19 protein-coding genes are annotated in these 21,097 nt (G+C 44.0%); 4 read left to right on the top strand and 15 right to left on the bottom strand.

What is annotated here, in order from left to right; genetic code table 11:
- Nucleotides 1–294: 294 nt before the first annotated feature.
- From I2I04_RS20015 to I2I04_RS19955, 13 genes are all read right to left on the bottom strand, one after another.
- Complete coding sequence (locus I2I04_RS20015; protein WP_195655773.1) at nucleotides 295–756, bottom strand: hypothetical protein; 462 nt, start codon at nucleotides 754–756, stop codon at nucleotides 295–297.
- Nucleotides 757–1,079: 323 nt separating this feature from the next.
- Complete coding sequence (locus I2I04_RS20010; RefSeq protein WP_195471552.1) at nucleotides 1,080–1,298, bottom strand: hypothetical protein; 219 nt, start codon at nucleotides 1,296–1,298, stop codon at nucleotides 1,080–1,082.
- A gap of 150 nt (nucleotides 1,299–1,448) precedes the next feature.
- Nucleotides 1,449–3,923, bottom strand: coding sequence for a cytochrome c biogenesis protein CcsA (gene ccsA / locus I2I04_RS20005; RefSeq protein ID WP_195655772.1), 2,475 nt, complete (start codon nucleotides 3,921–3,923; stop codon nucleotides 1,449–1,451).
- Nucleotides 3,924–3,937: 14 nt separating this feature from the next.
- The gene (locus I2I04_RS20000) at nucleotides 3,938–5,068 is read right to left on the bottom strand and encodes a PTS cellobiose transporter subunit IIC (protein ID WP_195655771.1); all 1,131 of its coding nucleotides are present in this window, start codon (nucleotides 5,066–5,068) and stop codon (nucleotides 3,938–3,940) included.
- A 42-nt stretch (nucleotides 5,069–5,110) separates the two neighbouring features.
- On the bottom strand, nucleotides 5,111–5,995 hold the full coding sequence (locus I2I04_RS19995; RefSeq protein WP_195655770.1) for an aryl-sulfate sulfotransferase: 885 nt from the start codon (nucleotides 5,993–5,995) through the stop codon (nucleotides 5,111–5,113).
- Nucleotides 5,996–6,011: 16 nt separating this feature from the next.
- Nucleotides 6,012–7,814 (bottom strand): c-type cytochrome, encoded by a 1,803-nt coding sequence (locus I2I04_RS19990; RefSeq protein WP_195655769.1) that lies wholly within the window; start codon nucleotides 7,812–7,814, stop codon nucleotides 6,012–6,014.
- The gene (locus I2I04_RS19985) at nucleotides 7,811–10,324 is read right to left on the bottom strand and encodes a hypothetical protein (RefSeq protein ID WP_195655768.1); all 2,514 of its coding nucleotides are present in this window, start codon (nucleotides 10,322–10,324) and stop codon (nucleotides 7,811–7,813) included. Before I2I04_RS19985 ends, I2I04_RS19990 begins: the two co-directional genes overlap by 4 nt.
- Before the next feature lie 46 nt (nucleotides 10,325–10,370).
- The gene (gene deoC / locus I2I04_RS19980) at nucleotides 10,371–11,087 is read right to left on the bottom strand and encodes a deoxyribose-phosphate aldolase (RefSeq protein ID WP_004304755.1); all 717 of its coding nucleotides are present in this window, start codon (nucleotides 11,085–11,087) and stop codon (nucleotides 10,371–10,373) included.
- 42 nt (nucleotides 11,088–11,129) lie between these two features.
- Complete coding sequence (locus tag I2I04_RS19975) at nucleotides 11,130–12,164, bottom strand: zinc-dependent alcohol dehydrogenase (protein ID WP_195655767.1); 1,035 nt, start codon at nucleotides 12,162–12,164, stop codon at nucleotides 11,130–11,132.
- Between the two features lie 23 nt (nucleotides 12,165–12,187).
- Nucleotides 12,188–13,705, bottom strand: a complete 1,518-nt coding sequence (gene xylB / locus I2I04_RS19970; protein ID WP_195471533.1) for a xylulokinase — start codon at nucleotides 13,703–13,705, stop codon at nucleotides 12,188–12,190.
- A gap of 30 nt (nucleotides 13,706–13,735) precedes the next feature.
- Nucleotides 13,736–14,215, bottom strand: coding sequence for a Lin0368 family putative glycerol transporter subunit (locus I2I04_RS19965; protein ID WP_004304749.1), 480 nt, complete (start codon nucleotides 14,213–14,215; stop codon nucleotides 13,736–13,738).
- A gap of 13 nt (nucleotides 14,216–14,228) precedes the next feature.
- Nucleotides 14,229–14,600 carry a Lin0368 family putative glycerol transporter subunit gene (locus tag I2I04_RS19960; protein WP_004304747.1) on the bottom strand — a complete coding sequence of 124 codons (372 nt, stop codon included), beginning with the start codon at nucleotides 14,598–14,600 and terminating at the stop codon, nucleotides 14,229–14,231.
- A gap of 55 nt (nucleotides 14,601–14,655) precedes the next feature.
- Nucleotides 14,656–15,753: an SMP-30/gluconolactonase/LRE family protein gene (locus tag I2I04_RS19955; RefSeq protein ID WP_195471530.1), complete on the bottom strand. Its 1,098-nt coding sequence runs from the start codon at nucleotides 15,751–15,753 to the stop codon at nucleotides 14,656–14,658.
- A gap of 372 nt (nucleotides 15,754–16,125) precedes the next feature.
- Here I2I04_RS19955 and I2I04_RS19950 point away from each other — a divergent pair, with 372 nt between their 5' ends.
- The 4 genes from I2I04_RS19950 to I2I04_RS19935 all read left to right on the top strand — a co-directional run bounded on the left by I2I04_RS19950 (nucleotide 16,126) and on the right by I2I04_RS19935 (nucleotide 19,197).
- Entirely contained in the window at nucleotides 16,126–16,419 is a 294-nt protein-coding gene (locus tag I2I04_RS19950) for a hypothetical protein (RefSeq protein ID WP_004313411.1), read from the top strand.
- An 11-nt stretch (nucleotides 16,420–16,430) separates the two neighbouring features.
- Nucleotides 16,431–16,721, top strand: a complete 291-nt coding sequence (locus I2I04_RS19945; RefSeq protein ID WP_004304741.1) for a cell division protein ZapA — start codon at nucleotides 16,431–16,433, stop codon at nucleotides 16,719–16,721.
- A gap of 122 nt (nucleotides 16,722–16,843) precedes the next feature.
- Complete coding sequence (rny, locus tag I2I04_RS19940; protein WP_195655766.1) at nucleotides 16,844–18,379, top strand: ribonuclease Y; 1,536 nt, start codon at nucleotides 16,844–16,846, stop codon at nucleotides 18,377–18,379.
- A gap of 65 nt (nucleotides 18,380–18,444) precedes the next feature.
- Complete coding sequence (locus I2I04_RS19935) at nucleotides 18,445–19,197, top strand: copper homeostasis protein CutC (RefSeq protein ID WP_195655765.1); 753 nt, start codon at nucleotides 18,445–18,447, stop codon at nucleotides 19,195–19,197.
- Here the strand turns inward: I2I04_RS19935 and I2I04_RS19930 are convergent.
- Nucleotides 19,186–20,406, bottom strand: a complete 1,221-nt coding sequence (locus tag I2I04_RS19930; RefSeq protein ID WP_195655764.1) for a sodium ion-translocating decarboxylase subunit beta — start codon at nucleotides 20,404–20,406, stop codon at nucleotides 19,186–19,188. The two genes, I2I04_RS19935 and I2I04_RS19930, sit on opposite strands and share 12 nt — an antisense overlap.
- A gap of 17 nt (nucleotides 20,407–20,423) precedes the next feature.
- Nucleotides 20,424–20,849, bottom strand: coding sequence for a LapA family protein (locus tag I2I04_RS19925; protein ID WP_143258205.1), 426 nt, complete (start codon nucleotides 20,847–20,849; stop codon nucleotides 20,424–20,426).
- Nucleotides 20,850–21,097 lie beyond the last annotated feature (248 nt).

The raw sequence follows: 21,097 nt of genomic DNA, 5'->3' as shown, positions 1-21,097 counted from the left end.
GATTGATTATGAACCAATTTATGCTTATTTTTGAAAACAGAATACAGATATAAGAGGAAACTTACAACTGAATCCTGGTTCCATTTACACAAAATTGTGGACAGTGTCATTTTCAATGACGTAATGCGACTCACCCTCAATCTCTCCTGATGATAAATCAGAGTTTATCTTATCATATGGCACTCTTCTTCCCATTTTTACTTGCTCCGATTCGCAAAAAGTGAGAACAAATCCACAAAACAGAATTATAATGAGAATTATCTTTTCACTTATAGCTTTAAGTTTTTAGATTTATTATTTTAAAGAAATAGAACTCTTATCATAATATCCTGTCGCAAATTCATAAGGATAGTTATCACCTCTAATCAATAATTGCTCACCTCCAGTTCCATTATCTGTGGTTTTCTCATGTCCCCAATGAACAAAACTGATATAAAGAGTATAGTATTCTTTTTCACCTCCCAAAATTTCTTCCATGTATGGATGTTTAACAAGGTTGAGATCATTCCTATTTATGGAATAATCAACAAAGTGAATGCTTGTAAATTTGCCTCCTTTATATGTATAGTATCCTAATCCCCCATTTTTAAAAACTAAGTAATATGTATACGAACCTTTGTTCATTACATAAGTCCCCGTACCGGACTCTAATTCATTCGCAGTAATTTGTTTTTCATAAAACTCATCTTTATCTTCATCTTTGCTACATCCAGCAAACATTAGTGCAGTAATCATTAAGAACAGTAAACTTTTCATGTTTGTTTTTTTATGTTTATATCTCGCAAAGGAACAAATAAGTTTGAATACAACCAAATTTTTCACGCTACTTTTCTGAAGATATTCAAAAACAAATATCAAAAGGCTCATTATCTTTTAGCAAATTCATCCGCATGAATTAATATGTTGCACTTGAGCAACTCCCCAGCTACACTTGTGCAACTATCCGGTTACACAAGTCCATTCCTGAAGTTACTCAACTGCAACATATAATAATCATCTAAAAAAAATTATAGTATGAGTATACTTTATAAGACAACTCGTTTTGCAGATACCTTCACAGGAGATAAGAATACAAAAATTTATTGGCTATCTACAAAGGGGTTAGCATCCGGCAAGTCACCGACTTTCTGGAGAAGAATCAGGACAAACATTACAAATTGCTGACTACTCCCGAGGGCTTTACCAAAATAAAAGAAGCCATGCAGGCCGTAGACATAGATATGTACACAGAGTGTTTCATCTTGTTTTACAAAACAGTCGGGACAGATGAAAACATCTATCCAGCGTACTTTTCCCATAGGCTCCGAACTTTCCGTTCAAGAAGCGAAAAGTATGCTAAAACAAGTATATAAAGAAAATGGGACTGAACACAGGACGAGGCATCACAACAAAGGAGCTGGAACAATATGCCGAGGTGGAAAAAGGTTGGAAACACGACAATAGGACAATCAAAATATTAAAAATGTGGCAGAGATTTTCTTCAACCGTTTACGCGCAAACAATGCCAACACAAACACAAGACAGACTCCCAGTCCCCATATCCACAATAAGAAATCCCCTCCTTCGGTTTTTCCATAAGAATGCAGACCGCTTAAATAGTAATTCACTCCGAACCAAGTCATTATAACGGAAAGAATGGCTACGACCGAAAGCAGATTAAAGCACCAGTCGGTCTTTCCTTTCAGAAGAGGAATGAAACGTATATGAAGTACCAATGCATAAACAACGATTGAAATCAATGCCCAGGTTTCTTTGGGATCCCAGCCCCAATATCTTCCCCAAGAGACGTTTGCCCAGATAGCTCCTAGAAATGTGCCTGCGGTCATAAAGAACAAGCCGAGGATCATTGCCATTTCATTCAGTAATGTCAGTTCACGGATACGGAACTGGAGTTTCACACGGTTGGTGACAGAAAGCAAATTCATTAATACAAGGTTAAATAGTCCTGTCAGTGCGCAAAGCGCAAAGAATACGTAACCGATCATGATAATAGCGACATGAGACATTAGCCAATAAGACTGGAGTACCGGAACCAAAGGAGTGATTTCCGGGTTCAGGTGGTTTAGTCCTGCTACAAAAAGCATGATTCCACCCAATAGTCCCGCTAATGCTGGAAGAATACGGAATCGGCGGGCAAACAGAAGTCCGCTGCCTACCAGCATCCAGGAAGTACATACCATCGACTCGTAAGCATTCGCCCAAGGCGCGTGCCCACAAATATACCAACGTAGCAAGACCCCTGCCGTATGCGTAAGGAAAGCGATTGCCAGGAGAGCAATCAGGATACCACTTAGTTTTCTCCCCCATGTGAAGTCTGCAATAATTTCTCCACAGGCAATGAAAAGTAGGATGCCGCCCAAAATCAGGTAAGCCAGACGACACCAGAAAAATAGATTCAACTGATTATAGAGAAGTTCAGCTTTCACTTTCTGATTGTCGATAGCGGGAACTTTAGCCTTTGCCTGTTGGAAGATATTCATCATTTCGACGATTTTATCGGCTTCCTTCCAGTTATTGGAACGAATTCCGTTACCTAATTCATAGATATACCAATCCATGATTTTGGTTACAAATAAAGAGTCTTTCCCTTGAAAAGCACTTAAATCATCACCCGGTGAATACCATTTTCCCTGCGAATCATTTTCATCCGGAAAGAGCGGCAGCAACTGGTGTTGCATGATACGATATATGATATTTACCGATTCATCCAGTTTCAATAAATCCGAGTCCAGCCGTTTTCGTTCCGAAGCCGGTTTGGCGTAAATCGTGTTCATTTCATTTGCCAGGATATAGTTGCCGTCTGCATCAAACACATCTTGCCAGGCAATGTATTTGCCATCCCTGCCGAAGCGTTGAAGGAGTTCTTTATTATCGACTTTGATAAAAGGAAAGGCTCCCCACTCATCAGGAAAAGAAAGCAGATTCAGAAAGAATTGATCCGAATCCATACCGTTCAGTTTATCGGCTCCATACAATTTGCGTAAAATGGCAGATGTATAACTGTTGACGGGTTCGAGACGTCCGTTAGGGTTAAGTACTACCAGGCTACCGAACTTTTTGGCATGTGTGGAAGAGATACAAGGAAGTTGCGAAGCAACAGGAGATGGATGCGAGGAAGCAACCGGTTGCTGTGCACGCAACGCTGGCATATTGGAAATGCCGGATACAGTCAGAAAAAGCAATAAACAGAAAGGAGCATTCTTTTTCATTTCCCCCAACTCTTTACGCAACCGTCCGAAACGGGATTTCTTACTGAACAACGTCCATACAAAACCAACAAGCAACAGGAAATATCCGGTATATGTAAGTTGCATACCGGGACGATCGTAGCTCACAGACAACACTGTGCCTTGTTCATCGGGATCGAACGAAGACTGAAACAGACGGTAACCATCCACATCAATCACTTTATTCATTCGAATCGTTGTCTGCAAAGGAGATTCATGCCCTCTCTTAATTACCAAATCACTTTCATAAGACATCGGACTATGAGAACCCGGATAACGTTCCAACCTGAAATCATTCAGCGTGACAGAGAAAGGCAGGGAAGTCTTTTCCATCCCTGCTCCCTCATCTTTCATCATGCTGTTTGCCGTTTCCCCCTCACGGATATGCATGATACCCGTCACTCCGACATAGTGAGTGACAGCAGCCCCCAACCAAATAAAAAGAAAAGCTCCATGAAAAATCAGACTGCCTTTACTGATTCTCTTGAAATAGCTCCCCTGAAGGAACATAGCCGATAGATTAACCGCCTGCAATAACTGCAACAGTATAAACCAATGAGCATAATAAAAATACTCGCGGGCAATGGCGGGGCCATAAGAGTTTTCCACAAAAGTGGCTACTGCCAATATCAAGGCATAAAGTCCCGCTAATATGTACATCAATACCGGTGAAGCTATCAGTCGAATCTGTTTCATCTGTCTTTCTTTTATTATAAATAAGCAATCCCTTCAATTTCTACCAACAATTCTTCTCTGCATACATCCGCATAAAGATAAGCAATAGGAAGATCCGGACAAAGTTTATCCAAGTCGGCTTTCACAGCCGGCACATCTTCTTCATTCTTCAGATAGACACGAAGGAGTCCCAACTTACCGGAATGTTCTGGCAAATTTTCTCTTCCCTCCTCCAGTCCAATCAAATGCTGGATATTCTCAAGAGTGATTTCCGTTTGCAAAAGTACATCTCCGGTCGTTACACTTTCCTCGCCACGGATAGCAGCCGTGCCGGAAATATAAATCACTTCCTGCCTACGGTCGGACAAAGACTTTCCTCTTTCGAACTTTGGAGTTCCTTTCTCCGTATCCGTCCGATGACTAATCAGTACCTCATCCGAATAAACATGAGCCGCCCGTTGCCAATCATTATCCAAAGGAACGATATCCACTTCTCCGCTGACAGCATTGAAATCAATCAGTATGCCTCCATATTGTGTGCCAATCCCTGTTGCTGCCGGATAACCTGATTCCCATGCCGAAGAAGCATAAAACAGAGTGCGTACATCATTAAAATCCTGATAACACTGATTGCCATGTGCAATATCGGTGATACGTTCCAGATAATTCCATTGACGAACAATGTCACCGAAATTCATCTGTTCCGCTTTCAATATCTCTTCAGCCTTTCTGAACGCCTGTTCCGATTGTTCGCGAACGGGAAGATTCAAATCATCCGCACAAAGTCCTCCCGCTATTATTTCCCGATAGTCAGGAGTCACGATCCGCAGGTAGCGGACAGAGGAAGAAGTGAACTGTTCTTCTATTGTGAGTGCCTCATCCGTAGCCTCCACCAATGAATGTGCCTCCAGCACCAAGTTTGCCACCAACGGTTTTTGAGCCACAAGCGAAACGACCGGACGGGGAGAAACGAAATGCCGCTCCACCCATTGTTCCAGAAAGGAACGTTGAAACTTGTATTCCTGATTATCCATACAGCGTGTAAAGAGTACAAGACGGACCACTCTCTCTTCTCGGACGGCGGATGAAAGTAATTCTTCCGCCATCTGTTCCCAACTGTCTCCCTCCGCTTTATACAAATTACATTTTATTCGATGATACTTCATAGTGCAAATTTCAATGTTTTTTTCTTATGATCTATACTTTGATTAATGATAAGAGGTAACGCCTGCCGGAATATCCATACTATAAACGGACGACATGGTCTTCAAGCCCGGAGTATTTTCCAAAGAATAAAGTATCTTCTTTTGTCGGTCTACCAGCAACATATGTACTTTCTCTTTCGGATTTACATGCCCCGTCCAGTTTGTAATCAGGAAACGCCCGTCGGAAAAATACTGAAAGCCTCCCAAAAACTTCAACGGTTTGCCGGGAATATCCGCATTCGATAATTCCCAAACAGTCTTTCCTTCTGCCGTTACTTCGATTAGTCGCGGATTCTGATCTTTATCCGCTACGGCAATCAGTGTATGTCCGTTAGGCAGACGAGTCAATGAATGTGGTCCGCCGGGAACATCCAGGTTCCACACCACTTTTCCATTCGTATCATACTCCGTCACACACTGCGGACCATAATGCGCCACCAGAAAATGACCATTATCCAAACGCCGCGCATTACGCATGAAAGCAAATCCTTTCTCTTTCACTCCTTCCGGCAGGATGCACACTTCTTTCACAATCTTACCTTCGGGAGAGATTTCCAACATACGGCCTGTTATACATTCGCCCACAAACGTATTTCCATTCTTCAACCGTTGACAGGCAAAGACCGGACTTTTAGATTCATAATGAAAAATAGTATCGTTCTGACGACTCATTTCGAGCACTCCATGTCCGGTGGTGAAAAGGATATTGCCATTAGGCAATACCCATAAATCATTGGAATCGGGAGCTTTGTGTTGCCACACGATTTGATTATTTTCCATCACGAAGACAATTCCTTGCGAATAATCCGTTCCTGCAAACGTTTTTGTCTGCGCAGACAAAAATGCCGGAAACAGAAAGGCCAGAATCACAATATATATTCTTGTCATAAATATAAATTCAAAATTACAGAGACAATACATACTCCTCCAACTCTTCCAGTTCTTTTTCGGAAACTGGTTTGTGAGGTCCGTGTACCTTAAGCATATCTTTCATCGAATAACTACGCCCGTCATACAAATAAGGAGCCGTACGCCAACACTCATTCAAAGCCGGAACGTCCATCGACAACCCTTTATCGGGTCCGGTAGTCCAATCTACCTTATACTGTTTCAGGTCGGTATAATATTCTCCGGAATGACAACTTGCACAGTTTTCTTCAAAAATCTTCTTCCCTCTTTTCGCTTTCGCAGAAAGTTTGCCATTCTGAAGATAAGGACTGGGCAAAGGTTTCAGAGACTTCAGATATTCGTCAATAGATTCATAGATTTCATCCTCTCCTTCCATAAACAGAATATACTTCACGCCCGAACGTACCGCAACTTCAGCATTCTTACGAATACCAGTTGCCATACAAGGCGGAGTCTGATGCGAAAGCAAAAGAGTTTTTGTATTCTTCGGATTACCCATGCCATCATTCAGCAAATCCCAGTTAAGCCCGTCCATGCGTGCATCATTCGGATGGCAAGTTGCACAACTTTGCCAATTTTGGAAACAAATGGTCGCATCATGGAAATACATATCGCCTTTACCTACTTTAGTGAAAGCCAACGGAGCACCCAAAATATGCTTCTGCACGTTCTTGCCGTTCAAATCCATAGACACCAGTTCCGATGTATAATAATTGGCTGTATAAATTTTACCTCCTGTGGCAACCACCGAACGCGGACCTTTTCCCTGCGTAGGAATGAAGTCACGGATGCCATACAAGAATCCCGCGTCATTGGGTATATTACCCCATGCTTTCATGGAAGGAGTGACCATTTCTCCCTGCTTTGCCTTGGCAAGACGTTCGTGCAAAGCAATACGATCGATGCGCACTAGCTCCTGACTGCCGGCAGCCGCTACAATGATTTGTTTATCATCCGGAGTAACAATGACCGACCACGGATTGGCCGCTCCTTTCTGCGGAGTATCCAAGATGACGGAAGTCAGCCATTTTCTTGCCTTCAAGTCAATGACAGACAATGTATTGGTAGCCATCCATCCTCTATCCAACTGATTGGTAGGCAACTGATAACGAGAGATTAAGTGAGTGACATACGCAAAAGTATGATTCTTGTCCACTGCTACCGACTTCACGTCCGTAGAGCCGTTCGGAAGCATGATACGTCCCGAAACCTTTTTCGAAAGTACATCGACCATGTCGAGCTGTACCGCAATCGGATAAGCTGTAGAAGGCATTTCCGGCAGATTATTAGCAATCAACAAGCAGGAATCGCTCGCAAAAGCAGCCATTGATACAGGCTCACGGCCGACAGCGATTTTAGTTTTCACCTTACGGGTTGCCGGGTCAATCTCCCAAAGTTCGTTGTTGAATCGTTGCGTCACCCAAAGAGACTTTGACAACGGATTATACAGAATGTCCGAAGGAGTAGCTCCGCTTTTTGTTTTAGATTGCACCGAAAGTTTCTTCCCGTCCAATTCGTACATCGTACCGTAGTTTCCGTCGCATACCACCCAAAGTTTGCCATTCGCATCTTGCGTCATGGCATTGACAGGAGACGAGAAAGAGACTTTCTTTTCCATTTTCTGCCCGTCGGGCGACATTTTAATGAGTTCACAACCTGCCCTGTTTGTTACAAACAAGGATTTCCCGTTGTCTGCCAAAAACAAACGGTCCGGTGAAACCGTCGTTTCCGCTTCTTGCCAAGACGCACAAAGAAACAGAGCAGCCATACCAACAGGTATCAATATCTTCTTTTTCATTTTTTCTCTTGTTTAGTTTGAAGGGATTGAATGTATTGACGAATATTCTCCTGATCTTCCGCACGGGCTGCTTCCCGCTTCTTATCATAATAGTTGTAGAAGTCGAGATCCTTTTGCGACCAGTTGTTCGCTTCGCGGTAGTCTCCGATAAAAGGTACAAGCAAGTCAATCCAAAGAGCCACTTTTCGTATTTCCTGCGGAGTCAACTTAGTACCTCCATGTCCGCTTTCCAGACGTTTAATCAGATTACTCGTGTTAGAACCTGCAAAATAAGGCGGGAGCAATGTAGGTTCGGACAGCGCACTGATCCAGTTTACTTCCGGATGATGCGCGTTGCCTTTCCAGGATCCCTCTTCTTTTTTCCGAGTAGCATGAGTCAGATTCAAATACGAATCCGTATATTTTCTTTTGCTTCGGTGATCTACTACTTTCAATTCACCTTTCAGGCTCATCGGTTGCTTCACTCCATCGTGACAGGAAATACAATGTCTGTCCCAAATCGGTTGGATTTCTTTCAAATAACTGAAATTACGCTCACCCATCTCATCTTCCGGAGCCAATGCCTTGATACCTTTGTTCATAGCCATAGATACCGGATGTCCTGCTACAGGAACCGTATTCTTATGTTCGTGGCATCCTACACAACTCTGTATTTCGTTCGGTTGCAAAGTAGACCAACTACGCATAGTCTGCACCACACGCCCGTTTTCATCCAGCGCCTGGAAATAAAGCGGTCTGCGTGCAGGAACCTTAAAGAATGCGGAACCGTCCGGATATACTTCCGTTACTCCCAGCACTCTCTTCACATCCCAGGCAGCATTACCCACTCCTACCGGAGAACTCATGATAGCTCCTCCACCTTTATCATTACCATTCACTTCACCTATACCCGCTGCACGGAACTGAATTTCCATCACACGCAACTGTTTGATAGTTCCCGGTTCCACCCCTTTCAATCCGTTACCTTCGTAGATATTCTGCATGTAGTATACACCCTCATTCTTTGTGTAATCTACCGAAGACGAACGGCGGAACGGACGTTTGCGAGGAGCAACCAATACAGGCTGATTGCAGGATATACGTGCATCAGAAACCAACAACTCACGTTCTCCGTCCGCATTCATCCAGTAAACGCCGAATTCCATCGGATGTCCGACGTAATACCCCAACGGAGTATAGGAAATTAAAAATTCCGTCTCACTCAACGGAAAAGGGTGCTGAAACTGATCAGTAAACTTCCCATAGCCGTCAATACGTTCCGGTTCCGGTTTGTGAACCGGAGCCACAAACATGACACCTTCATTCTCATCACGTCCGGCTTCGGGATCTATAATACCTAATTTGCCATGTTGGGGAGAATGGTGTCCCATAAAAACTCCCATCAACTTACGAGTACCGGGGATTTGGCGAATCTGTGCCACCGTCGTCGGGAACCAGCTATTCATTCCGTAATATTCCGCCTGTCCTGTTCCATCGGGATTCATCTGGAACAGAGGTTGTGCCCATACCTGTCCACGGTCATTGTAATCCCAACGAGTATAAACCACACGACCGTCATCCAACAGAGTCGGAGTGACAGTGTGCACCTGATCGAAACCGACCTGACGCATATAACGTCCCTCCCTGTCGCAGAGATACATATTGCTGACTTCCGTAAACCAACAGTCTACTGCGCTTCCACAACGGGTAGAGTTGAAAAGGATATTATCATCCGGCAAGTAAATACCTTCAATGTCGGCATGTCCTTTTCCAAAAGTCAACTGTTTGATTTCGCGTGTCTTCAAATCCATTTCATACAGATGAAAGTCATCCTCCTTACGGGACTTCTTCCAGGAGAAAAGTAAGTGTTGACCGTCGAAGTGGAGATTCGGATCACGAACCACTCCTTCTTCATCTGTCAACAGCGTTTCTACCTCCGCCCAGATACCATTCATCTTCATCTTCGCCAACGCGCCGCCCGCAATGTAATTACATTCGGCACGGGCATCCGAAACGCCCTCGGTATAAGCAAAGAAAGAAGGACGCAATGTTCTGTACTTTGTAAAAACAATCTCCGGTTTATCGGTTATGAAGGCTGCCAAACGCTTGATACGTCTTTGTTCACACGCTTTCAGATAAGACTGGAAAGCCGTCTCAATACTTTCCGGAGTATTAGTCACGGAAGTGTTGATGTTCAGTTTCTGCAAACGTACGGAAAGTTCCTGATTAAAACTCTTACTAAACCAGTCTACATCACCCGTTGTGCCATCCTGTAACCACCAATCGTAATAGACCGGATAAGTACGTGTCAATCTCCGGTGCACGGCTTTGATCTTGTTTTCTATCTCTTCTTGGTTTCCTTTCTTTTTTACCGCCTGAACTTCCGCATATTTCTTCTGAATCTCGACGATAAAACCTCCTGTGTCGGTAGGCTGAAGAGAAGTGTCTTTCGTCTGCCACGCTACGATGGAGAGGAATACACAACATGCCATTCCACACTTCAACAGCTTCATTAATTTCGATCTTATCATTTTATCTTCTTATTTACCTTAATTACCTTCCTGAAAAAAAGAACGATTACAAACCTTTCTTCAGTTCCTTATAGGATTCTACAATCTGAATACCACTTGATGTACCGATACGGGTAGCGCCTGCCTGAATCAATGCCAACGCAGAATCGAGATCACGAATACCGCCTGCCGCCTTCACTCCGATACCCGGACCTACCACACGACGCATCAATGCCACATCGTGTACTGTTGCTCCTGCCGTTCCGAATCCGGTAGACGTTTTCACAAAATCCACTCCGGCCTCTTTGGCTATGCGGCACACCGTTTCTTTCTCTTCATCCGTCAGATAGCAAGTTTCAAGAATGACTTTACAGATCACTCCCGCAGGCTTACAGATAGAAACCATATCTTCTATTTCTTTCTTCACGATTTCAGTCTGTCCTTTCTGCAAAGCACGAACATTGATGACCGTATCTATTTCGGTTGCACCTTTAGCAATGGCATCACGGGTTTCAAACGCTTTGCACTCTACCGTATTCTGTCCCAACGGAAAACCGATAGCCGCGCCTACACGTACGCCCGAACCTTCCAGTAACTTCACACAAGTTTCCACTTCCGCGGGATTGATGGCTACCATCGCAAACTGATACTGACGGGCTTCCGCACAAAGTTTTTCAATAGGAGACGCATCACCGAAAGGTTTCAGAAAGGTATGATCAATCATTCCTGCCAACTGTTCTACTGATAATTCTGCAATCACTTCGTTTATATTCTTCTTTTCCATTATTTTGAGTCGTTTAATAAGTTGTTATAAATCTTTTGTTTCTTAAAAAGTTAATACGCATTTCAATACTTCCCCCCGTTTAACGGCAGCAAAGGCTTCTTCAATTTCTTCTATCGTAAAACGATGCGTGATAAAATCGGACGCAGAAAGTCTGCCTTCTTCAATCCATTGCGCCAATGTAGTCATCGCCGCTTTTTCTTCCGAACGGGTAGGCCATTGATGCATATGCAAGTCGAAGTTATAAGGAGCTTTTGACAAATCGAACGTCGGATTCTTTGTCATAACACCGTATACGCAGACATCTCCACCCATCTTTACCAACGGCAATACGGAATTGACAACCGCATCCAGTCCCACTGCATCGATAACCGCATCGTAAGAACGATTGGCAGCGGCAATAAATTCCGGAGTGCTGATTTCAGCTGGAGTATATCCATTATCCGCTCCCATCCGGCGGGCTACTTCCAACTTGGCAGGAAGCATATCGACAATGTCAATCTGTCCCAAGCCGAACAACTTGCCCAACTTCACAAAGCTCAATCCAACAGGACCGGAGCCTACTACAATCACCTTTTTACCCGGAGTCAGATTGAAATCCTTGAAAGCTCCCAGCACCTCACGCCACGTACAGGAAATCACCGCTTCTTCCGGTTGTACGTGCGAAGGAACTGCGTTCTGAATTTCAAAACTATCCCAGCATCCTTGTTCAGGGGTGGCCAATCCTTCTTCTTTCAATACTTCAAAATCGTTCACTACCACATATTCACTGAAACCACCCCAGCCGCTATTGATGCCCTGTGCGCCAAAATCGGAAATAAGACCGCCAATCACACGATCGCCCATCTTGAAGTTACGCACTTTCTCGCCAACAGCTACCACAATTCCGGCATTCTCATGTCCCAAAGCCAACGGGTACGTATCTACTCCGGGGAATTTTCCGGCTACCAGTTTACTGTCGGTCGCATTACACAAAGCCACCATTTCTGTCTTTACCAATGCCTGATAAGCATTAATGACAGGAGTTTCCACCTGTCGTATTTCTATTTTGCCGGGAGCCGGCACAATGACTGTTTTCATTTTATTTTTTGGTTTTATATAGATTATAGTTCTGTTTTTGCAATCTCGGTATACATGTCATACAAAGCATGATAGGCTTTATCAAAAACAGGCATCCATGCTTCATACTTCGCCCGGTTTTCCGGAATCGGCTGCACGGTCTGTTCGATACGGACAAAACGGTCTATTACAGAGAAGTCTTTAAAGATACCTGCGCCAATACCTGCCAGGATGGCTGCTCCCATCGAAGTAGCCTCCTCCAAATAATTAGGAACACGAATTTCCGCCTGATAAATATCCGCCATCATCTGACGCCAAACAGGATTCTGCGCACATCCGCCGATAACTGTCACTTGGTCGATAGGAACATGCTGGCGGAAAATATTGACTATAAATCCCAGATTAAGAGTGATTCCTTCCATAACGGCACGTAACATATCTCCGTGTTGATGCCCCAGTGTCAGACCGATGAATGCTCCTTTGGCATCTACATTCCAACGGGGAGTACGTTCACCAAGCATATAAGGCAGGAACAGGAGTTTGTTGGCTCCTATCGGAGAAGAAAGTATCTGTTCGTCAATCAGTTCGAACACACTACGGCCCGATTGAGCCGCCAAAGCCTGCTCATGCTGGCAGAGTTGATTTATCATCCAATTGTAAGAGGAGCCTGCCGCCTGCATCGTTCCCGACGGATGCAGCATACCCGGCACTACATGCGCCCAATTCATAGTGCGGCGTTGTTCGTCTACAATCGGCTTTTCCACTGTCAATGCTACCCAGGAGGAAGAACCCAGATAGTTGTATGCACTACCCGGAGCCACACAGCCAACCCCTACTCCGGCACAGCTGCCATCGCCACCGCCACAAATGACGGGAGTTCCGGCCAGTAGGCCTGTTTCACGGGCTGCTTCGTTTGTTACTTCACCGATAACGTCGATAGATGAACGAACGTCCGGAAATAAAGCAAGGTCAAGTCCTGCCGCTTCTATGATTTCTTCACTCCATTGCCAACGGTTCAGATCGTATGCGTTAGTACCCGAAGCATCGGAAGGGTCCGTAGCAAGAGTGCCACACAAGCGATAATTGATATAGTCTTTTGCGTTCAGCATCTTGGCTGTCTGCGCAAAGACTTCCGGCTCGTGTTTCTTCACCCACATCAGTTTCTCTATGGAGTAGGAAGCACTGATCCTGTGTCCCGTGATTTCATAGAAATGAAGAGGGTCTATCTTTTCGGAGAGAGTCATCTCTTCTTCCTGCGAACGCTGGTCACAATAAAGCATGTGAGGACGAAGCGGACGACCGTTCTTGTCCACACAAAGGCATCCCATCATTTGTCCGCTAAGTGCCACACCGGCAATATCAGCGGGAGATACCAGTTCGAGAAGTGCTTGTGTAGTGTCTACAATGGCTTTCCACCAATGGTGCGGATTCTGTTCCGCCCGGTTGCCGGAAGCGTAATCTGTTGGGTAAGCGGCTGTGCGCGAAGCAATCAGCAAGCCCGATTCGTCGAATAAGGTTGCTTTATTACCGCTGGTACCCAAGTCATGTGCTAATATATACATATATGTTTTTTTTCTTTTCAGTTAATAGAGTTAGAGTGCCGCATTTGTATATCCGGTAAGTCCTACGAAAATACCGCCGACAATACCACCCAGAATAATCACCAGCCAACGGGGAAATGCTTCTTTCAATAGTCCTCCGCGTGTTCCTTTCGGCGCGCAAAGTACGTCGGACAAGATAAATCCCATTGCAATTGCCCATCCCATATCTACCCAGGGAGCACTGCCACGATTTCCCTGATGAATCAGGCAGAATTGCATCGGCAAGCCTTCGGCGTCATTCAACAGTCCGGTAGAAAAACCGAATCCGGGCAATTTGTGATTGACTACCCAGAAAGTACCGATAATAAGGGCGGCTGCCATAAATCCACCTATCGGCCCAAAGTCCTTTACTAATTTAGGCCAGCTCATCAGCACTGTAAAGGTGACGGCAAAAGCTCCGAAAATAGATGTGATGATTCCGGCATGATACATGCCGAAAAACTCATTATAAGTCTGTAACCATTCGCTCATTGTTCTTTCCTCCTTAATTTATCTTCCGGGCACAATCGCACGAACGGATTTTCCATACTAGTATTCCTGCCAGGGCACCTCCTATCAGACAACAGATTAAAGTGGGCACTGCATAAAAGAAGTTGGTGATATCTCCCTGAAAACGGACAATTCCCCAGGCGATTCCGGCAGAACCGATGCACCAACCCTGATCGAGCCATATTTTTCCCGGAGGATTGAGAATGGCTCCATGATAATGATTCATATACCACATAATGCCGATAATCAGCGTTGCCGCCAGCCAGCCTCCCATCAGACCGTATGTCTTCCAAAGTTCCGGCCAGATGCCAAACGCAAATCCACCACAGATAGCGGAGCCGGCAAAGGTTGATAGATATTTTTTCATATGATTGATAATGTGTATTCCTTAGTTAATAATGCGCGTAATCCGTACCTAGTTTCTATTCTTTTTCTTCCAATGACAGTTTGGCCAACGTGAAAGGCTTATCATGTTTAGTATTAACCTTGTCCGGTCCGGTCACCAGGTCGAAACAGGATACAATTACTTGTCCGTTCCACACGATAGGTTCACCCGGCTGATCCAAGCCTCCGTCGCTACCGTCACAATCAGGACTTTGAGCAATGCGCTGAATCTTTCCGTCTTTATCAATACGTGCAACCGCATTTGCCGAGAAGTCCGCTACCCATATATTTCCTTTATCGTCTATGCACATTCCGTCCGTAGTACGTAACTGGGTGGTATCTTGTGCCCATACATCATTACTAAGCACTTTACCTTCCGCATCCATCTTAATGCGGTGAACGGCACCATCACCGAAGTTTCCTACAAAAAGGTCGCCCGCTTCATTAAATACGATTCCATCCAATCCGTATTGCACTTCAGGATTCTTCGTGATAACAGTGGTAATGAGATTTTTATCTTCGGATGTATTCGTAACTGCCACATCACGGTCATTCATATCAAAACAATATACGCCGCTGACAAGCAAACCCGAAGGATCTTTGATTTGCGATAATGAACTTTGAGTGACATACAATTTTCCATTGCGGATACGAAGACCATTAGGATGCTCCATACCGGATGCTACGGTGATTGTTTCTTTCAATTGACCGTTATCAAACTTCAGGCGAAGAATGCGTCCTTTATTCCGTGCTTTCTCTGCTCCGCTCCAACCTTGATTGTCACAAATAAACAAGTCGCCTTCTTCATTAAAAGCAATCCCCATCGGAGAAGCCCAACCGGTTTCTTCCAATACCGGAACATCGAGCCACTTCGTTATCTTGCCATCTTTAGTGATACGCATTAGACAAGCTGGTTGTGTAATATCTGCAAAATTCGGACAAGCCAGGACCAAATCCCCATTGGAAGCGACAGCCATTCCGTCCGGTGTCGGACAACAGTCCGGTAGGGTTGCAAACAATTCACTCTTCTGCGGAAGAGTATTCTCCCCACTCTTTTGTTTCGGAGAAGTACATTGAATACAAGTTGCTCCTATCAAAGAAGCTGTCGCAAGAGATAGTAAATAATACTTTTTCATGATTAGATAATACAAATGTTTATGTTTATAAATTGAGTCCGTTAGTTCGGTACGCAAACATACAGGTATTTATCAGCAAAGAAGGAAAATGACAATTCAATAAAGGACAAAATTTGCTCAAAATGATGCAAAAATTCCAGAATTAGGCGATGAATAAAGAGATAAAGTCCAAAAGCTAGAAGAATTGAAAGCAGATTATGCCTTTATATTATATATACCTTAATATTATAAGCTGTCTGTATTTGCTTCCTATGCAATGCTCCACTTTTCCCTCCGTTCATAGCTAATTTAGGCTAAAAAGAACATTTTCTCGCGAAAAGTTTTTGTAATATCAGAGTTAATCGTATTTTTGTGTACAATTTTGGTGTAGTGATGACAGAAGAAGAAAAAAAGTTATTGAATTCCTTTGAAACGCAGCTACGGCATTTGATTTATTTGCACGATGAACTTAAGCGTGAAAATGCCGAGTTGAAGAAGCTTCTCGAAAATGAAAAGCTGAAAAACGAGAAGGTACAAGCTCAATACGATGAATTGGAAGTCAGCTATACAAACCTAAAAACAGCTACGGCAATCAGCCTTAACGGCAGCGACGTAAAAGAGACGAAGCTGCGATTGTCAAAATTAGTGCGTGAAGTCGATAAATGCATCGCTTTGTTGAATGAATAAGAACAAGATGTATGAACGATAAAATAAAAATAAACCTGCAGATAGCAGACTCAAACTACCCGTTGACCATTAACCGTGAGGAAGAACAGATGGTACGGGAAGCTGCCAAACAGGTAAATATCAGGCTTAATAAGTACCGGGAAGTCTATAAAAATCTGGAACCCGAAAAAATTATTGCCATGGTAGCCTATCAGTTCTCGTTAGAGAGACTGCAATTGATGCAACGTAATGATACCAGCCCCTATGTGGAGAAGGTAAAAGAACTGACAGAATTGCTGGAGGATTATTTTAAGGAAGAATAAATCCCGACCGGCTATTCGCTGATAAGAGATAAAACAACCACGCACTGCACAATATCCAAGCAAAATAATTGCTTTGATATTTGGCGGTGCGTTTTTATTTATATACTTAAATTAAATGTAGAATGATAGCAATAATAGCAACAGCAATTGCTTGCTTCATCGTAGGAGGAATCCTTTCATATATACTATTCCGGTATGTACTGAAATCCAAATACGACAATATCCTGAAAGAAGCGGAGACGGAAGCGGAAGTAATTAAGAAAAACAAGCTGCTGGAAGTGAAGGAGAAATTCCTGAATAAGAAAGCAGACCTTGAAAAGGAGGTAGCATTGCGGAATCAGAAGATTCAGCAAGCGGAAAACAAGCTGAAACAACGTGAAATGGTACTTAGCCAGCGTCAGGAAGAAATCCAACGTAAAAAGATGGAAGCCGAAGCGGTAAAAGAGAACCTGGAAGCACAACTTGTGATTGTCGATAAGAAAAAAGATGAACTCGATAAACTGCAACAGCAGGAAATCGATAAACTGGAAGCAATCTCCGGATTGTCTGCCGAAGAGGCCAAAGAACGCCTGGTAGAATCTCTGAAGGAAGAAGCCAAGACGCAGGCACAATCATTCATCAACGACATTATGGATGATGCCAAATTAACAGCCAGCAAAGAAGCCAAGCGTATCGTTATCCAGTCTATCCAACGGGTAGCAACGGAAACCGCCATTGAAAACTCCGTTACGGTATTCCATATCGAATCGGATGAAATCAAGGGACGTATTATCGGACGTGAAGGACGTAATATCCGTGCTTTGGAAGCTGCTACCGGCGTTGAAATCGTTGTAGACGATACTCCGGAAGCAATCGTTCTTTCTGCCTTCGACCCGATTCGCCGTGAAATTGCCCGTCTGGCCCTGCATCAGCTTGTGACTGACGGACGTATCCATCCGGCCCGTATCGAAGAAGTGGTAGCTAAAGTACGCAAACAAGTGGAAGAAGAGATTATCGAAACCGGTAAACGTACTACCATCGACTTGGGTATCCACGGTCTGCATCCTGAATTGATCCGTATCATCGGTAAGATGAAATATCGTTCTTCTTATGGTCAGAACTTGTTGCAACATGCACGCGAAACAGCCAATCTTTGTGCTGTGATGGCATCTGAACTGGGACTGAACCCGAAGAAAGCAAAACGTGCAGGTTTGCTGCATGATATCGGTAAAGTGCCTGATGAAGAACCAGAATTGCCGCACGCATTGCTGGGTATGAAACTTGCCGAGAAATACAAAGAAAAACCGGATATCTGCAACGCTATCGGTGCTCACCACGACGAAACGGAAATGACCAGTCTGCTGGCTCCTATCGTACAGGTATGTGACGCCATCTCCGGTGCACGTCCGGGTGCCCGTCGCGAAATCGTAGAGGCTTATATCAAGCGTCTGAACGATCTCGAACAACTGGCTATGGCTTATCCGGGTGTAACAAAGACGTATGCTATCCAGGCAGGACGCGAACTCCGTGTTATTGTCGGTGCAGACAAGATTGACGACAAGCAGACAGAAAGCCTGTCAGGTGAAATCGCCAAGAAGATCCAAGATGAAATGACTTACCCGGGACAAGTGAAGATTACCGTCATCCGTGAAACACGTGCGGTAAGTTTCGCTAAATAACGTAACGATTCAAAAGAAGATTCATATAAGGGCGAAGAAATTCGCCCTTTTTTAATATCACGACTATGGGAAAGTATCAATTTGAGATTTGTACCAATTCAGTGGAAAGTTGCCTGGCCGCACAGGAAGGTGGCGCAGACCGCGTGGAACTGTGCGCCGGAATACCGGAAGGCGGAACAACCCCTTCTTACGGAGAAATTGCCATTGCAAGAGAAGTATTGACTCACACCCGCCTGCACGTTATTATCCGCCCTCGTGGAGGAGACTTCCTTTATTCGGATATCGAAATCCGGACAATGCTGAAAGACATCGCAATCGCACGGAAATCAGGGGCAGACGGAGTCGTATTCGGTTGCCTGACAGCAGAGGGTGAAGTAGACTTACCGGCAATGCAGAAACTAATGGAAGCAGCCCAAGGGCTATCTGTGACTTTTCACCGGGCATTTGATGTATGCCGTAATCCGCAAAGAGCATTGGAACAGATCATCGAACTGGGGTGTAACCGTATCCTGACTTCCGGCCAGCAACCTACGGCTGAACTGGGAATCCCCCTTTTAGAAGAATTACAGAAACAGACCGCCGGAAGAATCACGTTACTCGCCGGATGCGGAGTGAATGAAAATAATATTGCACGCATTGCCGCAGAAACCGGAATCAACGAGTTTCATTTCTCGGCACGCGAAAACATTCAAAGTGAGATGAGATTCAGAAACGAAGCTGTCTCCATGGGAGGCACGGTACACATCAATGAATATGAACGCAATGTGACTTCCATACGAAGAGTAAAAGAAACGATTGATGCCGCTTTACATAGATAAATATGGAATTATCGTAATATAAATACCAGTAATAATAGCCGAAGTAATTACTCCCGAGATATTAGCTCCCAGGGCATCTCCTAAAATGAATGAGTCCGGATTGTCCTTGCTTACGATCTTTTGCGCAACCTTTGCAGTAGTAGGTACACAGCTAACAGCTGCAATACCGATTACCGGATTGTAATTACCCCGTTTAATAATATACATGATATATCCTCCGATTATTCCTCCGACACCGGAAAGTAATAATGCTACAATACCTAATACTAATAGTTTCAAGATCTTCGGATCGAGCAACAGATGTGCATCACAAAGTACACCGAGCAGTACGCCCAACATAAAAGTGGAGCCATAAAGCAACGGACCACTCACAAAATCATAGATATGTTTCATACCCGACTCACGAACAGCAACACCCAGGAATAAAGAGAAGAACAAAGGTGAAGCAACCGGGAACAAGAAACAGAGAATAGCACAAAGAACAGCAGAGAAAGCCAGTTTCACTTTAGCATCGTAATTCTTCGGTGCTTTCTTTGTTGTCATCTTAATAGCACGGAAGCGTTTGGGAACCAACAATTTTACCAGATAAGGATAGCCACCGTACGTCAATCCTAAATAAAGATAGGCAACTACCGTAATAGGAACAAACAGATGTTTTGCCAATGCCAGCGAGGTAAACAATACCATCGGTCCGTCAGCTCCACCTACCATGGCAACAGATGCGCTCTCTTTCAAAGTTAATCCAAGAGCAGAAGCAATAGGCACTGTCAGGAAAGTACCCAACTCTGCACACAAAGCAAGGAAAATACTGGCAAATGGTTTTTGAAGCAGGAAGCCTACATCCAAAAGCGCGCCGATCCCCATAAAGACGAAACAGGCTATCAGTCCGTTACTGAATGTCAGTGTGTAGACAGGTTGAAGAAAGTTTATCTGCATGGTATTCATTAATTGATCCGTATCGGAAAGCATCGGGTCGAGAAAAAGATTGCCTAATGTTCCGTCAGGCATCATCAGTGTACCGCAATTGATAGCTACCATTCCCAATCCCATCGGAATCATTACCATTGGTTCAAGTACACCTTTCCAACCTAAATAAATAAGTAACAAACCAAGGAGTACCAAGAAAATTCTGGCACAGGCAAGCATACAGCCGCTTTCCATCATAGTGCCAATGCCTTGAAATAAGGTCGCAAAGTCTATATTTTCCATAAATAAATATCTTTTTATTACTTGTTAGTAGGTTTCTTTGAGTTTTTCTTAATGACGTGGGCCTGCTCTTCTTCCCGAAGAAAGAATTCGCGGGTGTCCTGCGAATAATAATAATTCATCAGGTTATTTTCTGAAGCTCCCGGGCTCACTCCATGATAATAGCCGGGATAACCAGTAAAGTTCCTGTCAATCCCCCTACTGTAGTCTTCACGGGAATCTCCCAAAGCATCTTCGCCTGCAATGGGTATCTGCCGGATTAATCTCTCCACCTTTTGCCGATGCTGCCGCCAGCGTCGCAACCGGAGTAGCTCCAAACGGTGGGAACTATAAAAATCAAATGAATCGGCCGCATAGGCAATCAACTTAATGACTGCAGCTACAAAGAAGCCTATGAGGAACGTAAGCCCCATCATCGCAAGAGTAGATAGTAATAAATGAATCATAGTAATATAAAAAATTAAGTTGTACAATCTCATTCAAAAAAAGAAAGAAGAGGCGCCCAATGGTGAAACCATTATTAAAATTAGACACACATGAAAGTTAATCCCATTGGGCATTCCTCATCACCATATAAAAACAATCGGCGGATATCATTTGCCTGAAGTCACTTCGGTATATATCCTTGCTTTTATACGACGTAACTCCCGTTTCACAACGGAAAACACAATATTTTAATCCTTGAATACCTTAC

Origin of the sequence: Bacteroides sp. 1001136B_160425_E2, assembly GCF_015559655.1 — a bacterium.
Lineage (GTDB): Bacteria > Bacteroidota > Bacteroidia > Bacteroidales > Bacteroidaceae > Bacteroides > Bacteroides luhongzhouii.
The sequence above is the reverse complement of the archived record's forward strand: the minus strand, read 5'-3'. Positions and strand labels throughout refer to the sequence as shown.